Here is a 15,956-nt window from a genome sequence, read left to right on the forward strand (position 1 = left end):
ACTTCTTTTCACGCTACATTCGAGGAAGGCGCCATATCGAGGCAGAATTTGTACGATTTTTCATACAACCATCGAGCCAGGTGCCGAGTCGAGGCAGAATTTGTATGATTTTTCATACAGCCATCGAGGCAGGTGCCAAGTCGAGGCGGAATTTGTATGATTTTTCATACAACCATCGAGCGAGGCGCCTTATCGAGGCAGGATTTGTATGTTTTTTCACACACCCTTCAAGTAAGGTGCCATTTCAAGAAGGATCTGTATGATTTTTCATACAAATCCACGCAAAACGCCTTCTCGAGGCAGACGGGCCCAAATCAAAATCGAGTCGGGCAGATCCGTTAGCGAAAGGGTCATCCGCACAAAAAAAAACTCCCAAACGCATTCGGGATGCGTTCGGGAGGTTCCTTCGCGGCAGGGTGCGGCGATCGGGCCGCCGCTTCGGCCGTCAAGCCTTCGCGGGCCGGCCCATGCGCTCCAGCAGGCGAAGCTTGATCATCTGCTGCTTGCGCTTCGAGACGGGCAGCCTCTTGCAGCCGGAGGAGCGGTCGCCGAAGTACAGATAATCGTCGGCGATCTCCTTGATTTTGTCCACGTTCACGTAGCAGTCGGAAGAGACGCGGAAGAACGACGGATCTTGCATAAGAAGCGTTCTCTGCTCCGCGGACATTCTCTTTTTGATGTTGTAGTTGCGTCCGTGGAAGCTGATCAACCCGTGAGCGCCGACCTTGAAGAAGAGCGTGTCCTTGTGCGGCTCGATATTCTCGTAATCGATCACGGCTACGTCCATCTTTCCAAATCCCCCTTCAGAAAGTGTGCTTGGTAGCGCTTACAGTATAACATAAAGAGGTCGTCCATTTTAAGAGATTTTTTAAGTTAGTTTGATGTTAGTGATGAATATATTCGTTAGGATAACGTTCGTTCGAGGGGGCGATTGACAGTTATTGTGAAAAGAAGGTATTTTTATTGTATTGATTGAAAGCGATTACGAAGGGTGAACGGAAGTCGAGAAGGGCGCCGTTGACGCCGGACAAGGGGGCACCGCAACGAAGATGGCCGTTGCCGAGGGAAGCATTATCCGGGCGGAAGGCCTGGCAAGGACGTTCGGCCGGGGGACGGGGGCCGTCAAGGTGCTGAAGGGGGTCCATCTGACGATCCCCGAAGGAAAACTTATCGCGCTCAAGGGCCGTTCCGGCTCGGGGAAGACGACGCTGATCAACCTTCTGGGCGCGCTGGACCGCCCGACCGAAGGCAGCCTCACGTTCGACGGCGAGGAATTGACCGCGCTGTCGGACCGCCGCCGGGACGAGGTGAGGCGGACGAAGATGGGTCTTATTTTCCAATCGTTCGCGCTCTTCCCGCTTATGTCCGCCTACGAGAATGTCGAATTCGTGCTCCGGATCAGCGGCTATCCGGCCCGCGACCGCAAGGAAGCGGCCGAACGCGCGCTGGAGCAGGTCGGCCTTAAGCCGCGCATGCACCACCGACCGTTCGAGCTCTCCGGCGGAGAGCAGCAGAGGACAGCCATCGCCCGCGCGATCGCCCACAAGCCGAAGCTGCTGCTGGCGGACGAACCGACGGCGGAGCTCGACAGCAAGACGGGGCTGCACATTATCAAGCTGTTCCGGGATCTGGTGACGCAGAGCGGCATATCCATCGTTCTGACGACGCACGATCCGGCCATCATGGAGATCGTCGATCAAGTATACGAATTGGAGGATGGACAAATTGTCCCGACCTGTTAAGCGATCCGCCAGCCTGGCGCTCGCGGCCGTCCTGGCCGCCTCGCTGTCCGGATGCTCCCTCTTGCCCAAGGAAGAAGTCGCGCTCGCCCCGCCGCTCGTGAAGCCGGCCAAGGAGAACTACCAGACGAAGCCGGCGGAGAAGGGGTCGATCACCGTCGGCATCAACGCGACGGCCTACTTCGAATCGGTCCATACGTTCGTCGCGCAGTTCACGGGCCAGGGAGGCCGCGTCCAGGACGTTCTCGTTCGTTCCGGCGACGTCGTGAAGAAGGGCGACGTGCTCGTCCGACTCGTCATGGACGACCTGGACCTGAAGGTGAAGGAGCAGGAGCTGGCGCTCGAGAAGGCCAAGTACGCCCTCAAGCAGCAGCGCGTCAACCGGGACGAGGATCCCGACGCCATTCGGATGGCCGCGCTGCAAGTCGAGATCGAGCAGCTCAAATACGACCGGCTCGCCGAGCAGTATAACAGCAAGCTGTTGAAGGCGGGCATCGACGGGCAGGTCGTGTTCGTCGAGGACGTCCAGCCGGGCGATTACGTCGATACCTACCAGACGCTCGTCATCGTGGCCGACCCGACGAAGCTTCGTCTGACGCTCAGCACCGACAGCCCGGAGCTCAAGAACGTGAACGTCGGCTTCCCGGCCGAGATCAGCCTCAGTACGGACCGGGGACTGAATACGTTCAAGGGGAAGGTCGTCCAGACGCCCTCCTCCGCGCCGCAGACCCTCAACAAGGAGCTGGCGGAGAAGTACGCCAAGACGCTCTACATCGACGTGTCGGACCTGCCGAAGGACGTCGAGATCGGGGCGATGGCGGACGTGAAGATCACGACCAACAAGCGGGACAACGTGATCAAGATCCCGAAGAGCGGCTTGCGCAGCTACCTGGGCCGCACGTTCGTGCGCACGCTGGAGGAAGGCAACAAGGTGCGGGAAGCGGACGTCGAGGCCGGCCTCCAGACCCCGACGGAAGTAGAGATCGTCAAGGGGCTGCGGGAAGGCGAGGTCGTCATCCTGCAGTAAGCCGTTCGCACTCTAATTCGGGGAGGCTGCCTCGTGGCCTTATTCGTGATGATAATCCGCAAGATGGTCAATAACAAATGGCTGGCGTTCAGCCTGTTCCTCGGCATGCTGATCAGCGTCGCGCTCGTCAGCACGATGCCGATCTACTCGGAAGCCATCCTGTCGCGCATGCTGGTCAAAGACCTGGAGACGATGCAGAGGAACCAGGGCGTCTATCCGGGCACGGTGTACGTCAAGGCGACGTTCTCGGAGGATCCTCCGGAGAAGAAGAAGGCGGCCAACGAAGCCATCGACGCTTATATGAAGGGCGAAGGAGCGCGAAGCTTCTCGCTGCCCGTCGACCTTACCGTCATCCAGCGCAATACGCGCTCCGTCGATTCGTTCCCGGAAGTGGGGACGGAAGCGGACCTGAAGAAGAAGCGGTCGTTCCGCTTCACGTCCCTGACCGGCCTTGGCGAGCATATCCGGCTCACGGACGGCCGCATGCCGTCGCCCGAACCCGTGAACGGCGTCTACGAGGTGCTGGTGACCGACGCGGGGCTGAACAATCTGGATACGGTGCTCGATTCCGTCTTCGTCGTCAAGAGCGACAAGGCGAGAATCCCGATGAAGTTCAAGCCGGTCGGCGTCTTCGAGAAGAAGCGGGACGACGACCCTTACTTCCGCGATGCTTCCCTTACCAATCTCGCCAACTCCCTCGTCATCGATTCCGGTCTGATGGACCGCGACTTCCTCGGCTTGAACAACGTGCCGGTCATCAACGCCGAATGGTACGTCGTGTTCGATTATTCGGGGATGGAGCTTCGCCAGGTCGACGACTTCATCGCCGCCGACAAGAGCGTGAAGGCTTACGTGAACGCCAAAGTCGGCGCTTACCAGTCGGATATGAAGACGCCTGCCTTGGCGACGATCGAGAAGTACCTCGAGCGGGCGAAGCAGCTGCGCACGCTGATGTGGTCGCTTAACGTGCCGGTGCTGATCATGCTGGCGTTCTACATGTTCATGGTGGCCAATCTGATCGCCGAGCGGCAGAAAAACGAGATCGCGGTCCTCAGAAGCCGCGGCGCGGCGAGGTGGCAGATCGTCGCCGCCTTCTCGGCCGAAGGGCTGCTGCTCAGCGCCGCCGCTTGGGGGCTCGGGCCGCTCGTCGGACTCGCGCTGACCAAGATGCTCGGGGCTTCGAACGGCTTCCTGTCGTTCGTCTCGCGCGCGGCGCTGCCGGTGAGGGTCACGGGGGAGTCCTACGCTTACGGAGCGGCCGCGGCCGCCGTCGCCTTCGTCATGCTGCTCGTTCCGGTATTGCTCGCGACGCGAGCGACGATCGTCGGCCACAAGCAGCAGCTGGCGCGCCGGCAGCGGACGCCGCTCTGGCACAAGCTGTTCCTGGACGTCGTCCTGGTCGCCGTCGCGCTCTACGGCTTGTACGCGTTCCGCTCGCGCCTCGACAATCTGCGCAAGCTCGGGCTGAACGCCTCCGATCTGAACATCGATCCGCTTCAGTTCGTCGTACCGGCCCTGTTCACCGTCGGTTCGGGCCTGCTGCTGCTCCGGCTCTACCCGTACGTCCTTCGCTTGATCTACTGGCTCGGGCGCAAGCGATGGCGGCCCTCCGCCTATGCGACCTTGATTCAGGTCGGACGTTCGAGCGGCCAGTACCAGTTCCTGATGATTTTCCTGATCCTGACGATCGCCACCGGCGTCTTCAGCGCGAGCGCGGCGAGAACGATCAACGACAACACGGAGGACCGGATCCGGTACGCGAACGGCGCCGACATCGCGCTGTCCACCGTCTGGATCAGCGACGCCCCGCCTCCTTCCCCGGGAGGACCGATGGCCGGAGGAGGAGCGGAACCGGCGTCGGGCGTCTCCAAGCCGATCCACTATCTCGAGCCGTCCTACGAGCCGATCGCCACGCTGCCCGGCGTCGAGCACGCCGCCAAGGTGTTCTCGAAGCAGGACGCCTACTTCACCGCGGGAGAGGAACGCGGCACCGCGACGCTGCTCGGCATCGACACCGACGACTTCGGGAGGACGGCCTGGTTCCGCGACGGGCTTCTGTCCCATCCGTTGAACGAATATTTGAACCTGATGGCTGCGGATACGCGGGCCGTTCTGATCTCCCGGACGCTCGCGAAGCAGAAGAACGTCAAGGAAGGCGACACGATCTGGATCGGATGGAACGATACGTCGTCCCAGCCGTTCGTCGTGTACGGCATCGTCGATTATTTTCCGACGTTTAACCCGAATCCGCCGATCGGCTCGGTCGACGCGGGCAACGCCGAGACGCTCGCTAACGCTCCGATGCTTATCGTGGGGCACCTGTCCCGCATCCAGTTCCAGCTCGCCCTGGAGCCCTACCAGGTGTGGCTGAAGATGAAGCCGGGCTATTCGGTGGAAGCCCTCTACCAAGCCATCGAAGACCGCGAATTGTCGGTCACCAAGCTGACGAATACGGAGATCGAGTGGAACCAGGCGAAGAACGATCCTTTTCTCATGGCGCTTAACGGCATTCTGACTCTCGGGTTCCTGATCTCGATCCTCGTCAGCTTCACGGGCTTCCTGCTCTATTGGGTGTTGTCGCTCAAGGGGCGGACGCTGCAGAACGGCATCATGCGCGCCATCGGCCTGTCGGTGAGGCATATGGTCGGCATGCTGGTGCTCGAGCAGCTTCTTACCTCGGGCGTCGCCGTGCTGATCGGCGTCGTCGTCGGCAACGTCGCGAGCGGCCTGTACGTGCCGAACTTCCAGGTCGCCTTCAATCCGAGCAGCCTCGTGCCCCCGTTCCGGGTCATCTTCGACTCGGCGGATTACGTTCGCCTCTATTCGACGGTCGGCTTCATGCTGCTGGTCGGGCTCGGCATTCTCGGGTTCATGGTATCGCGGACCCGCATCCATCAAGCGCTTAAGCTAGGGGAGGATTGACCGGTGATCCATTGCGACGGCTTGGTGAAAATTTACAAAGCGGCCGATCTCGAGGTGTTCGCCCTGCAAGGTCTCGACTTGAAGGTGGAGAGCGGGGAGCTGATGGCGATCATCGGCAACAGCGGCAGCGGCAAATCGACGCTTCTCAACATGCTCGGCGGCTTGGACCGCCCGACGGCCGGCGTGCTGACCGTGGACGGCCAGGATATGCTGAAGATGACCGAGAGGGAGCTCGTCCGCTACAAAAGGCAGAGCGTCGGCTTCGTCTGGCAGAACAACGCGCGCAATCTGATTCCGTACCTGACCGCCCTCGAGAACGTCGAGCTGCCGATTCTGCTGTCGGGCCGCCGCAAGCGCATGCGGGCGCTCGAGCTGCTCGAAGCCGTCGGCCTGCTGCACCGGGCGCACAACAAGCTTCACCAGCTGTCGGGCGGGGAGCAGCAGCGGGTCGCGATCGCCATCGCCCTGGCCAACCAGCCGCGGCTGCTGCTCGCGGACGAACCGACGGGCTCGGTCGACTCGAAGATGGCGGACCAGATTCTCGATCTGTTCCGCGAGCTGAACCGCACGCTCGGCATCACGATCGTCATCGTCACCCACGATCCCCACCTCGCGAGGAAGGTCGATCGGGTCGTCGCCATCCGCGACGGCAAGATCTCCTCCGAGATGCTTCGGCGCAAATCGTACGCGGAGGAGCTCGAGGAGCTGGAGAAGGGAATCGGGCAAGAGGAGGATACCCACGTCGAATATGCTATATTGGATAAAGCGGGACGTCTGCAGGTCCCTTCCGGCTATCTCGAATCGATCGGCATCAAGAACAGCAACAAAGTGAAGGTCGAGCTGGCGGATGGGAAAATCGTGCTGACGCCCCCGGAAGAAGCGTCGTAAAGCGGAGAGAGGAGAGGGAGAACGTGGGTAGCGCGGAGAATAGGGAAGATTTGAGGTACCCGATCGGAACGTACGAGCAGGAGGGACCGATCTCGGCGGAGCAGCGCGATGCCTGGATCGAAGACATCCGGCTGCTGCCCGGGCAGCTGGCGGAGGCCGTCGCCGGGTTAAGCGAGGAGCAGCTCGATACGCCTTACCGGGAGGGGGGCTGGACGGTGCGGCAGGTGGTGCATCACCTGGCGGACAGCCATATGAACAGCCTGATCCGCATGAAGCTCGGCCTGACGGAGGACAACCCGACGATCAAGCCGTACGAGGAAGCGGACTGGGCGGAGCTGGCCGATTCCAAGAGCTATCCGGTCGCGCCGTCGCTCGCATTGATCGAGGCGCTGCACGACCGTTGGACGACGCTGCTGAAGTCGATGGAGGATGCGGATTTCGCGCGGACGTTCTATCATCCGGGCAGCCGGCAGACCCCTCGGCTCGACTGGAACCTGGGGTTCTACGCCTGGCACGGCAAGCATCACGTGGCCCATATCGTCGCGCTGAGGAAGCGGATGGGCTGGTAAATTTGTCTTCGTCCTCGCGGGCGTGGTAAGCTTGGATTATCGGTTTACGCTTGCTTGCGGGGAAAGGGGAGACAAGCCGCTTGAAGCCACAGGAGATGCGGGAATGGGGCAAGATGCTCCTCAATTACAAGTTCGCGCTGGACGAGATCAGCACGAAGCTGAACATCCTGAACGAAGAGCTCCACTTTATCCAGAATTACAATCCGATCGAGCATATGAAGACGCGGATCAAGTCGCCGGAGAGCATCCGCGACAAACTGGTGCGGAAGGGTTACGAGGTGACGATCGAGAACGCGGAGGCGCATATCAAGGATATCGCCGGCGTTCGGGTCATCTGCTCGTTCTCGACCGACGTCTACCGGATCTGCGAGATGATCAGCAATCAGCACGACGTCACCGTGCTGGAGGTGAAGGACTACATCGCTTCGCCGAAGCCGAACGGCTACCAGAGCCTGCACCTGATCGTGCTGATCCCGGTGTTCCTGACGGACCGGAGCGTCAACGTCCCGGTGGAGATCCAGATCCGCACGATCGCGATGGATTTCTGGGCGAGTCTCGAGCACAAGATCTATTACAAGTTCAACGCCAACGTCCCGACCGATATCGGCGGCCAGCTGAAGGAAGCGGCCGACCTGATCGCGTCGCTGGACAAGCGGATGTTCGCGCTGAACGAGCAGATGCAGGAATACCGCGCGGAAGAATACGCCGCGCCGAAGACGCCGCTGCCATCGTATTGATGGCCGGCGTCTTTTTCTATGCGCGCGGGGGGGCGATCGGTCAGCTTCCGTCATGCGCACAAATGTAATAATGAACGCATTTGTTTTGAAATAAATTTCATATTATATGTCATATTAAGTGACATAACTCACGCCGGCAGCCCATCCAATTCCGCGTATTTTTGCCGGAATATCGTCATGAGCTCGTTTTTCTCGTCTTCGCCGAGGAAGGATGCTTCCACGGCGTTCTCCATGAGCCGCGCGAGCTCCGGAATCGTGAAGCCGAAGCGCTCGGCGAGCGCGCGGCATTCCCGGGTCATGGACGTGCCGGAGACGGTCGGGTTGTCGGTGTGGATCGTCACCCGGATGCCGCGGTCGAAGTAGTCGCGGATCGGGTAATCGTCCCAGCCGGATACCGCCTTCGTCTGGATGTTGCTCGTCGGGCACAGCTCGAGCGGGATGCCGCGCTCGCGAACGAGCTCCAGCACGCGCGGGTTCTCGCGCGCCCGGACGCCGTGCCCGATGCGGGCCGCGCCAAGCCCCACGATCGCTTCCTCGACGTTGGCCGCGCCGCCGGCTTCGCCCGCGTGGATCGTGAACGGGATGCCGAGCTCCCTCGCGAGAGCGAACACTTCCCGGAACTTCCCGGGCGGATGGTTCGCTTCGTCCCCGGCCAGGTCGACGGCCGCGAGTCCGCGCCCGAGCCGCTCCGCCGCGGCTCGCACCACCTCGAGGTTCCGCTCGACGCTGTGATGCCTCATGCAGATGGCGATAACCCGCGCCTTGACGCCGAACTTCGCTTCGCCTGCGCGCAGGCCGCGGATGACGGCGTCGATCGCGGCTCCCGCGGACAAGCCCCGCTCCGCGTGCAGGAGAGGAGCGAAGCGCACCTCGACATAGATGCAGCGGTCCTCGGCCGCCTGCTCGACGACCTCGTATGCGCAGCGCTCCAGCGCTTCCTCGGTCTGCAGGAACGGCAGCACGAAGGCGAACTTGCCCAGATACTCGATCAGGCTGGCGCAGCCTTCGTCGGCCTGCATGTACGGGAGCAGCCCCGCCTTGTCCGCGGCGGGCAAGGCGACTCCCTCGGCGGCGGCCCATTCGAGAATCGTCTCCGGCTTCACGCAGCCGTCCAGGTGAAGGTGCAGGTCCACTTTCGGAAGCAGCTTGATCGCGTCCATTCCTTATTCCTCCTTGCGATCGGGCGCGTTCGCCCGTTTGTCGAATATTTTGCTCTCCATCCGCTCACGATATTGTTCGTAAGCTCCCGATAATTGCCAGCCGCGCTGCTCCATCAGGGAGCGATACCGCAGCTCGCTCGCCGTCAGCTTCTCGCGCAGCCGCTCCCGCTCGGAGTCGTCCCGGCAGCAGCGGAGCAGGTCCTCGAGCGTCGTCATCTCCTTGCGGAGCTCGAGCTCGGGAGGAATCGCCCCGGCGTTCTTCAGCAGCCGGTAGCCCATGCGCAGCTCTTCCGGCACCGACGCCAATTCGTCCGGGGGAAGCGGCTTGCCCTTGCCGGGCAGATCGTCGAATTCGCCCTTCGCCTGGGCTTCGCGGATGCGCTCGTCCGCGATGGACCGGATCCAATCCATTCGTCCTCGGCTCCTTCTTCCTTGAGGATGGTATTCCGATTGTAGCATGCCTCAAAGCCGGGTTGAAGGCGCGGATGGCGTTCATTTTGCCAGATGTCACATATAATTACGTCTATAAAAATATAAATTGATTTTTTTCCACAAAAAATAGATAATAGATTTGGCTAAATAAACAAATGTGAAAATCGAATTTGAAATTATGTAAGAATAGCTATAGGATAGACGTAACCTCGATGTTAGATATCGCTTGGAGGATGGCTTGTGAACGTATATTTCAACCACGATGGCGGGGGAGACGACTTCATCGCCCTTCTGCTGCTGCTTCAGATGTCAGATATTAAGCTCACGGGAGTGTCCGTGATCGCCGCGGACGGCTACCTGGAGCCTTCGTTCGACGCCAGCCGCAAGATCATCGACCGCTTCGGCAAGGTCCCCGTCGAAGTCGCCAAGTCGGATTCCCGGGGCAAGAATCCGTTCCCCAAGGAGTGGAGGCTGCACAGCTTCTACGTGGACGCGTTCCCGATCCTGAACGAATCCGGGAAGATGGAAGCTCCCGTGTCGGAGCTGCCGGCCCACCGTCACCTGATCGAGAAGGTCCGCGGCGAAGAAGGCAAGACGACCCTGCTGTTCACCGGCCCTCTCACCGATCTCGCGCGGGCGCTGGACGAAGCCCCGGATATCGAAGAGAAGATCGACCGGCTCGTCTGGATGGGGGGGACGTTCCTTCCGAAGGGCAACGTCATGGAGCCGGAGCACGACGGCACCGCCGAATGGAACGCCTTTTGGGATCCGGACGCGGTGGCGCGCGTGTGGAAGAGCGGCATCCGCATCGACATGGTCGCGCTCGAGAGCACGAACAAGGTTCCGCTCACGCTCGAAGTCCGGGCCGCTTGGGCGAAGCTTCGCAAGTACGAAGCGATCGATTTCGTCGGGCAGTGCTACGCGCTCGTCCCGCCTCTTATTTTTTTCGAGACGAATTCGACCTATTACCTGTGGGACGTTCTCACCGCCGCCTACGTCGGCCATCCCGGCCTGGTCAAGGTCAAGACGGTGAACAGCGTCGTCTACACGGATGGCGTCCGCCAGGGCCGCACGGCCGAAGCGCCGGACGGCAGGCCGGTCAACCTCATCTACGACGTCGATCGCGACGGCTTCTTCGACTACATCACCGAGTTGATGAAGCAGGCTTGACGGATCGGACCGCCATGCCCGCGGTTTCATGCCCGCGGTTTGTTGCAACCGCCGAATCGGCGGAATGGCGGAATTGGGTATAGCTATACGAGAGGGTTCACGCGCAGGCGCGCCTTCCGCCAGCCGCGGAAGCGCCGCGTGTGCGCACCAAATACAATACATTTTTCAGATGGGGAGAGGATTGGGGTTATGAAGAGAACAGGAATGAGATCCGCGAGTTTGGTACTGACGCTTGTCGTGTCCCTCGTGTTGGTTCTGTCCGCTTGCGGCAAGAGCAACAACAACGAAGGAGCGGCCAGCCCGTCGGCCAGCTCTTCTCCGAGCGAGTCGGCCAGCGCGTCTCCTAGCGAATCGGCCAGCGCGTCCCCGAGCGAATCGGCGGCGCCGACCGTCGACGGCAAGGGCAAGAAGATCGGCATGGTCACCGACCTTGGCGGCGTCAACGACAAGTCGTTCAACCAGCAAGCCTGGGAAGCGCTGGAGAAGATCAGCAAGGACACCGGCGCCGACGTTAAATACCTGGAGAGCAAGAAGGACGCGGACTACGAGCCGAACCTGAACAACTTCGTCAAGGGCGGCTACGACCTGACGTGGGGCATCGGCTTCCTGTTCGCCGACGCCGCGAAGAAGGTGGCCGACCAGAACCCGAACGCGAAGCTGGCCGTCATCGACACGACGGTCGACGCTCCGAACGTCGAATCCGTCACGTTCAAGGAGCATGAAGGCTCCTTCCTCGTCGGCGTCGTCGCAGGCCTGACGACGAAGACGAACAAGATCGGCTTCGTCGGCGGCATGGAGCTTCCGGTCATCAAGAAGTTCGAAGCCGGCTTCAAGGCGGGCGTGGCGGCTGTCAATCCGGACGCCGTCGTAACGCCTAACTATGTCGGCGACTTCAGCAAGCCGGACCTCGGCAAGCTGGCGGCCGCGACGCTGTACGACGCAGGCAACGACATCATCTTCCATGCGGCCGGCGGCAGCGGCAACGGCGTCTTCACGGAAGCGAAGGACCGCTTCAAAGCGGGCAACAAAGTATGGGTTATCGGCGTCGACAAGGACCAATCGATCGAATTCGGCAACGACATCACGCTGACTTCCATGATGAAGAAGGTCGACCAAGCCGTCTACACCGTCTCCCAGGACCTGCTGAGCGGCAAGTTCCAAGGCGGCCTCGCGAACGCGAAGGAGCTCGGTCTGGCGGAAGGCGGCGTAGGCCTGCCGGACAACAACCCGAACGTCTCCAAGGAGATCCTCGACAAAGTGGAAGAGTTCAAGAACAAAATCGTAAGCGGTGAAATCAAGGTTCCGACTGAATAATCCGCAGCCGATGACCACCGCAAGGACAAGGCGGTCCGCCGCCTTGTCCTTCTTCCGTTTCATGCCTTCATTCGGACAAAGGAGCTGACTCGCCGTGGAACAAGCGGTACCCGTCGTCGAATTGAGAGGGATCACCAAACGGTTCCCAGGAATCGTAGCCAACGACAACATCAGCCTGCAGCTGCGCAAAGGAGAGATCCACGCGCTGCTCGGGGAGAACGGAGCGGGCAAATCGACGCTCATGAGCATTCTGTTCGGTTTGTACCAACCGGATGAAGGCGAGATTTACGTGAACGGCAGCCGGGAGATCATCGACGGTCCCGGCAAGGCCATCAAGCTTGGAATCGGAATGGTTCACCAGCACTTCAAGCTCGTCCAGAACTTCACGGTGGCGGAGAACATCGTCCTCGGCATCGAACCGCGCAGAGGGTTCTCCATCAACTACCGCCAGGCGCACCGGAAAGTGTCGGAGCTGTCGGAGCAGTACGGACTTAAGGTCGACCCCAAGGTTCAAATCCAGGACATTACCGTCGGCATGCAGCAGCGCGTCGAAATTCTGAAGACGCTTTACCGCGGGGCCGAGATTCTCATCTTCGACGAGCCGACGGCCGTTCTGACCGTGCAGGAGATCCACGAGCTGATGCAGATCCTGCGCAACTTGGCCGCCGAAGGCAAATCCATCATTCTTATCACGCACAAGCTGAAGGAAATCATGGAAGTATCGGACCGCGTCACCGTCATCCGGCGAGGGCGGGTCATCGACACGTTGACGACGTCGGAGACGAACGAGAGCGAATTGGCGGAGAAAATGGTCGGCAGGCGCGTCTCGTTCCAACTGGACAAGGAGAAGCGGGAGCCGGGCCCGACCTTGCTGCAGGTCAACCATTTGACCCTAAGAGGAAGCGACAAAGGCAGGAACGTCCTGACGGACGTATCCTTTGAGATTCGCGCAGGCGAAATATACGGATTGGCCGGCGTCGACGGGAATGGACAGCACGAGCTGGTCGACGCGATCACCGGGCTGCGGCCGATCGAGAGCGGAAGCGTCGTGCTCGGCGGGGTCGACCTGACCCGCAAGAGCGTTCGGGACCGGATGTCGGCAGGCGTCGCCCAGATCCCCGAAGACCGCCAGAAGCAGGGGCTCGTGCTCGACTTCAAGGTGAGCGAGAACATGGTGCTGACCACCTACAAGGACAGCCGGTTCGGACGGGGCGGGTTCATCGACGAGAAGGCGATCAACGAGCACGCCTCCAAGCTGGTCGGCGAATTCGACGTCCGGACGGCGGGCATTCACGTGCCGATGCGTTCGCTGTCCGGCGGCAACCAGCAGAAGGCGATCATCGCCCGCGAGCTGACGCGCGACCCGCAGCTGCTCATCGCGGTCCAGCCGACGCGCGGCCTCGACATCGGGGCGATCGAATTCGTGCACGAGAGGCTTCTTCAGGCGAAGAACGAAGGGAAGGCTATCTTGCTTATATCTTACGAATTGGACGAGCTGTATAAGATGTCCGACCGGATCGCCGTTATCTTCGACGGGCAGATCATGGGCGAGCTGGACAGCGAAGAGGTCGACGACGAGAAGCTGGGGCTCATGATGTCGGGCAACCGGCTGAAGGGCGAAGGAGGGGGAGCCGCGTGACGAAGTGGAGTCAGATATTCATCAAATCGAACCTCTTGGTACCGCTCGTCGCCATCGTGCTCGGCCTTCTGTGCGGAGCCTTGGTCATGTGGCTGGGCGGGTACAACTCCTGGTCGGCGTACTCGGCGCTGTTCCATAAAGTGTTCGGCTCCTCCTACGATATCGGGGAGACGATCCGGACGATTACGCCGCTCCTGTTCACGGGGCTGTCGGTCGGCTTCGCCTTCCGCGCGGGCCTGTTCAACATCGGGGCGGAAGGGCAATTCATGATCGGGATGACGGCGGCTACGATCGTCGGGGTGAAGCTTCACGGGCTTCCCGCGATCGTGCACGCGCCGCTCGCTCTCGTCGTCGGCGCGCTCGCCGGAGGCTTGTGGGGGGCCATCGCCGGCTTCCTGAAGTCCAACCGGGGCGTGAACGAGGTCATCTCCTGCATCATGCTGAACTGGATCGCCCTGTATCTCTCGAACTATCTCATCAGCTCGCTCGTCCTGGAGAAGGGCCAGCAGCGTTCGGAGATGATTCAGGAGTCCGCGTCGCTGTCGATCGGCTGGCTGTCCAAGGCTCTCGACAATGCCCGCATGGACTGGGGCATCTTCATCGGAATGATCTGCGTCGCCTTGTTCTACATTCTGCTGTGGCGGACGAAGCAAGGCTACGAGCTGCGGGCGGTCGGCCACAACGCGGACGCGGCCCGGGTGTCGGGCATCAACGTCAAGGGCAGCATGCTCAAGTCGATGATGATCTCCGGCATCTTCGCCGGACTCGGCGGCGTGTTCGAGGTGCTGGGCGTGTTCCATTACCAGGTCGTCACCGCCGCTTCGCCGGGTTACGGCTTCGACGGCATCGCGGTCGCTCTGCTCGGCGGCAACCACCCGATCGGAATATTGCTCGGCTCCGTCCTGTTCGGGGCGCTGACGTACGGCTCGGCGGGCATGAACTTCACCGCGAACGTTCCGACCGAGATCGTCCGGATCGTCATCGGCTGCATCATCTTCTTCGTCGCTTCGCACGGCTTGATCCAGATGTTCCTCAAGCCGCGGAAGCCCGGCCGCAAGCCCAAAAAGAAAGGAGCGGTAGACGGTGGATCTGATCTCGGACTTGGCTAATCTGACCAACTCGACTCTCGTGTTCGCGACGGCTCTGATCTTCGGCGCCATGGGCGGCTTGTTCAGCGAGCGTTCCGGCGTGTTCAACATCGGCCTCGAGGGCATGATGACGGGCGGCGCGTTCGCCGCCGCTATCGCCACCTGGTACGCGGAGAAGGCCGGCTACGGCGGCGCGTCTCCGTGGCTGGGCCTGCTGGCCGGCATCGTCTGCGGCGTTCTGTTCTCGCTGCTGCTGGCGCTGGCGAGCGTCACGCTGAAGGCGAATCAGGCGATCGTCGGCGTCGTCATCAACATCTTGGCCGCGGCGATTACGCTGTATTTGGTCAAAATTATTTTCAACGGCGCCGGCGACACGGATATTCTGAACGAAGTGTTCTCCAAGTGGGCGATCCCCGGCTTGTCGGACATTCCGTTCTTCGGCAAAGCGCTGTTCAACACGTACCCGACGACGTACATGGCGTACATTCTCGTGCCGCTCTGCTCGTATATTCTGTTCAAGACGCCGTTCGGCCTTCGCCTTCGCTCCGTCGGCGAGCATCCGGGCGCGTCCGACACGGTCGGCATCAGCGTGACGAAGTACCGCTACATCGGCGTCATCATCAGCGGCGTTCTCGCCGGCATCGGCGGAGCCGCGATCACGCTGACGACGACGGGCAACTTCTCGCACTCGACCGTATCCGGCCAAGGCTTCATCGCCCTCGCCGCGATGATCTTCGGCCGCTGGAGCCCGTGGGGCGTGTTCGGCGCCACCTTCTTCTTCGGAATGGCGCAGGCGCTCCGCAACTTCATCAAGCTGTACGATTGGTCGGCTCACATTCCGATGGAATTCCTGTACATGCTGCCTTACTTGCTTACTCTGCTCGTGCTCGCGGGTGCGGTCGGCAAAGGCGTGAAGGGACCCGCGGCGGCGGGCGAGCCATACGATCCGTCGAAGCGATAGCGGCGGCGGACGCAAAGAAGGGACGAACCGGGATTGGATTCCGGAATCGTCCCTTTTTATATGAATGGGAACGATGCGATTCCCATTCCGACGATTCGTTAGAATCGAAACCCGCTCTCTTTGGCGAAATAGCGTCTCCTCGATTCGTTAGCCGCCTCCCCCAATCGCAAACGGGAATCGGGCAAAATGAGAGAAGCTCAACTCGGCGCGTTCTTCACAAAGGGAAGCGACGAGGATGATGCTGAGCCCCGGTTAACAAATCTGAAGGCGAATGGGGAAGTCGTCGCTTTTTAGCGTGGCCGCGATAGAA

14 protein-coding genes are annotated in these 15,956 nt (G+C 60.9%); 11 read left to right on the top strand and 3 right to left on the bottom strand.

All coding sequences use genetic code 11. The annotated features are described in order from the left end of the window. Positions 1-445: 445 nt before the first annotated feature. The gene (locus H7B90_RS14475; RefSeq protein ID WP_185136603.1) at positions 446-787 is read right to left on the bottom strand and encodes a LytTR family transcriptional regulator DNA-binding domain-containing protein; all 342 of its coding nucleotides are present in this window, start codon (positions 785-787) and stop codon (positions 446-448) included. Positions 788-1,049: 262 nt separating this feature from the next. Here H7B90_RS14475 and H7B90_RS14480 point away from each other — a divergent pair, with 262 nt between their 5' ends. The 6 genes from H7B90_RS14480 to H7B90_RS14505 all read left to right on the top strand — a co-directional run bounded on the left by H7B90_RS14480 (position 1,050) and on the right by H7B90_RS14505 (position 7,882). Next, entirely contained in the window at positions 1,050-1,742 is a 693-nt protein-coding gene (locus H7B90_RS14480; protein WP_185136604.1) for an ABC transporter ATP-binding protein, read from the top strand. After that, complete coding sequence (locus tag H7B90_RS14485) at positions 1,726-2,766, top strand: efflux RND transporter periplasmic adaptor subunit (RefSeq protein WP_185136605.1); 1,041 nt, start codon at positions 1,726-1,728, stop codon at positions 2,764-2,766. The genes H7B90_RS14480 and H7B90_RS14485 overlap by 17 nt, the downstream gene beginning before the upstream one ends. Before the next feature lie 33 nt (positions 2,767-2,799). Beyond that, a complete protein-coding gene (locus tag H7B90_RS14490) occupies positions 2,800-5,688 on the top strand; it encodes an ABC transporter permease (protein ID WP_185136606.1) in 2,889 nt (962 codons plus the stop codon). A 3-nt stretch (positions 5,689-5,691) separates the two neighbouring features. Beyond that, a complete protein-coding gene (locus H7B90_RS14495) occupies positions 5,692-6,576 on the top strand; it encodes an ABC transporter ATP-binding protein (protein ID WP_185136607.1) in 885 nt (294 codons plus the stop codon). A gap of 23 nt (positions 6,577-6,599) precedes the next feature. Beyond that, a complete protein-coding gene (locus H7B90_RS14500; RefSeq protein ID WP_185136608.1) occupies positions 6,600-7,145 on the top strand; it encodes a YfiT family bacillithiol transferase in 546 nt (181 codons plus the stop codon). Between the two features lie 95 nt (positions 7,146-7,240). Next, entirely contained in the window at positions 7,241-7,882 is a 642-nt protein-coding gene (locus tag H7B90_RS14505) for a GTP pyrophosphokinase (protein WP_185136635.1), read from the top strand. A 128-nt stretch (positions 7,883-8,010) separates the two neighbouring features. Here H7B90_RS14505 and add read toward each other — a convergent pair whose 3' ends face one another. Both add and H7B90_RS14515 read right to left on the bottom strand, forming a co-directional pair. Next, positions 8,011-9,042 carry an adenosine deaminase gene (add, locus tag H7B90_RS14510; protein WP_185136609.1) on the bottom strand — a complete coding sequence of 344 codons (1,032 nt, stop codon included), beginning with the start codon at positions 9,040-9,042 and terminating at the stop codon, positions 8,011-8,013. A gap of 3 nt (positions 9,043-9,045) precedes the next feature. Further along, positions 9,046-9,453: a DnaJ family domain-containing protein gene (locus tag H7B90_RS14515; protein ID WP_185136610.1), complete on the bottom strand. Its 408-nt coding sequence runs from the start codon at positions 9,451-9,453 to the stop codon at positions 9,046-9,048. 261 nt (positions 9,454-9,714) lie between these two features. Between H7B90_RS14515 and H7B90_RS14520 the strand changes: the two genes are divergently transcribed. The 5 genes from H7B90_RS14520 (at position 9,715) to H7B90_RS14540 (ending at position 15,646) form a co-directional block, all read left to right on the top strand. Further along, entirely contained in the window at positions 9,715-10,644 is a 930-nt protein-coding gene (locus tag H7B90_RS14520; RefSeq protein WP_185136611.1) for a nucleoside hydrolase, read from the top strand. 204 nt (positions 10,645-10,848) lie between these two features. Next, the gene (locus tag H7B90_RS14525) at positions 10,849-11,958 is read left to right on the top strand and encodes a BMP family lipoprotein (protein WP_246578483.1); all 1,110 of its coding nucleotides are present in this window, start codon (positions 10,849-10,851) and stop codon (positions 11,956-11,958) included. A 94-nt stretch (positions 11,959-12,052) separates the two neighbouring features. Next, positions 12,053-13,597, top strand: coding sequence for an ABC transporter ATP-binding protein (locus H7B90_RS14530; protein WP_185136613.1), 1,545 nt, complete (start codon positions 12,053-12,055; stop codon positions 13,595-13,597). Further along, the gene (locus H7B90_RS14535; protein WP_246578482.1) at positions 13,594-14,706 is read left to right on the top strand and encodes an ABC transporter permease; all 1,113 of its coding nucleotides are present in this window, start codon (positions 13,594-13,596) and stop codon (positions 14,704-14,706) included. Before H7B90_RS14530 ends, H7B90_RS14535 begins: the two co-directional genes overlap by 4 nt. Continuing rightward, positions 14,681-15,646: an ABC transporter permease gene (locus H7B90_RS14540; protein WP_185136614.1), complete on the top strand. Its 966-nt coding sequence runs from the start codon at positions 14,681-14,683 to the stop codon at positions 15,644-15,646. Before H7B90_RS14535 ends, H7B90_RS14540 begins: the two co-directional genes overlap by 26 nt. Positions 15,647-15,956: the final 310 nt, after the last annotated feature.

The sequence above is a fragment of the Cohnella xylanilytica genome, from assembly GCF_014212175.1.
Taxonomy (GTDB): Bacteria; Bacillota; Bacilli; order Paenibacillales; family Paenibacillaceae; genus Cohnella; species Cohnella xylanilytica.

Coding starts and splice junctions, on each gene's coding strand:
- H7B90_RS14475 (WP_185136603.1), bottom strand. CDS start 787: ATGGACGTAGCCGTGATCGATTACGAGAATATCGAGCCGCACAAGGAC.
- H7B90_RS14480 (WP_185136604.1), top strand. CDS start 1,050: ATGGCCGTTGCCGAGGGAAGCATTATCCGGGCGGAAGGCCTGGCAAGG.
- H7B90_RS14505 (WP_185136635.1), top strand. CDS start 7,241: ATGCGGGAATGGGGCAAGATGCTCCTCAATTACAAGTTCGCGCTGGAC.
- add (WP_185136609.1), bottom strand. CDS start 9,042: ATGGACGCGATCAAGCTGCTTCCGAAAGTGGACCTGCACCTTCACCTG.
- H7B90_RS14515 (WP_185136610.1), bottom strand. CDS start 9,453: ATGGATTGGATCCGGTCCATCGCGGACGAGCGCATCCGCGAAGCCCAG.
- H7B90_RS14525 (WP_246578483.1), top strand. CDS start 10,849: ATGAGATCCGCGAGTTTGGTACTGACGCTTGTCGTGTCCCTCGTGTTG.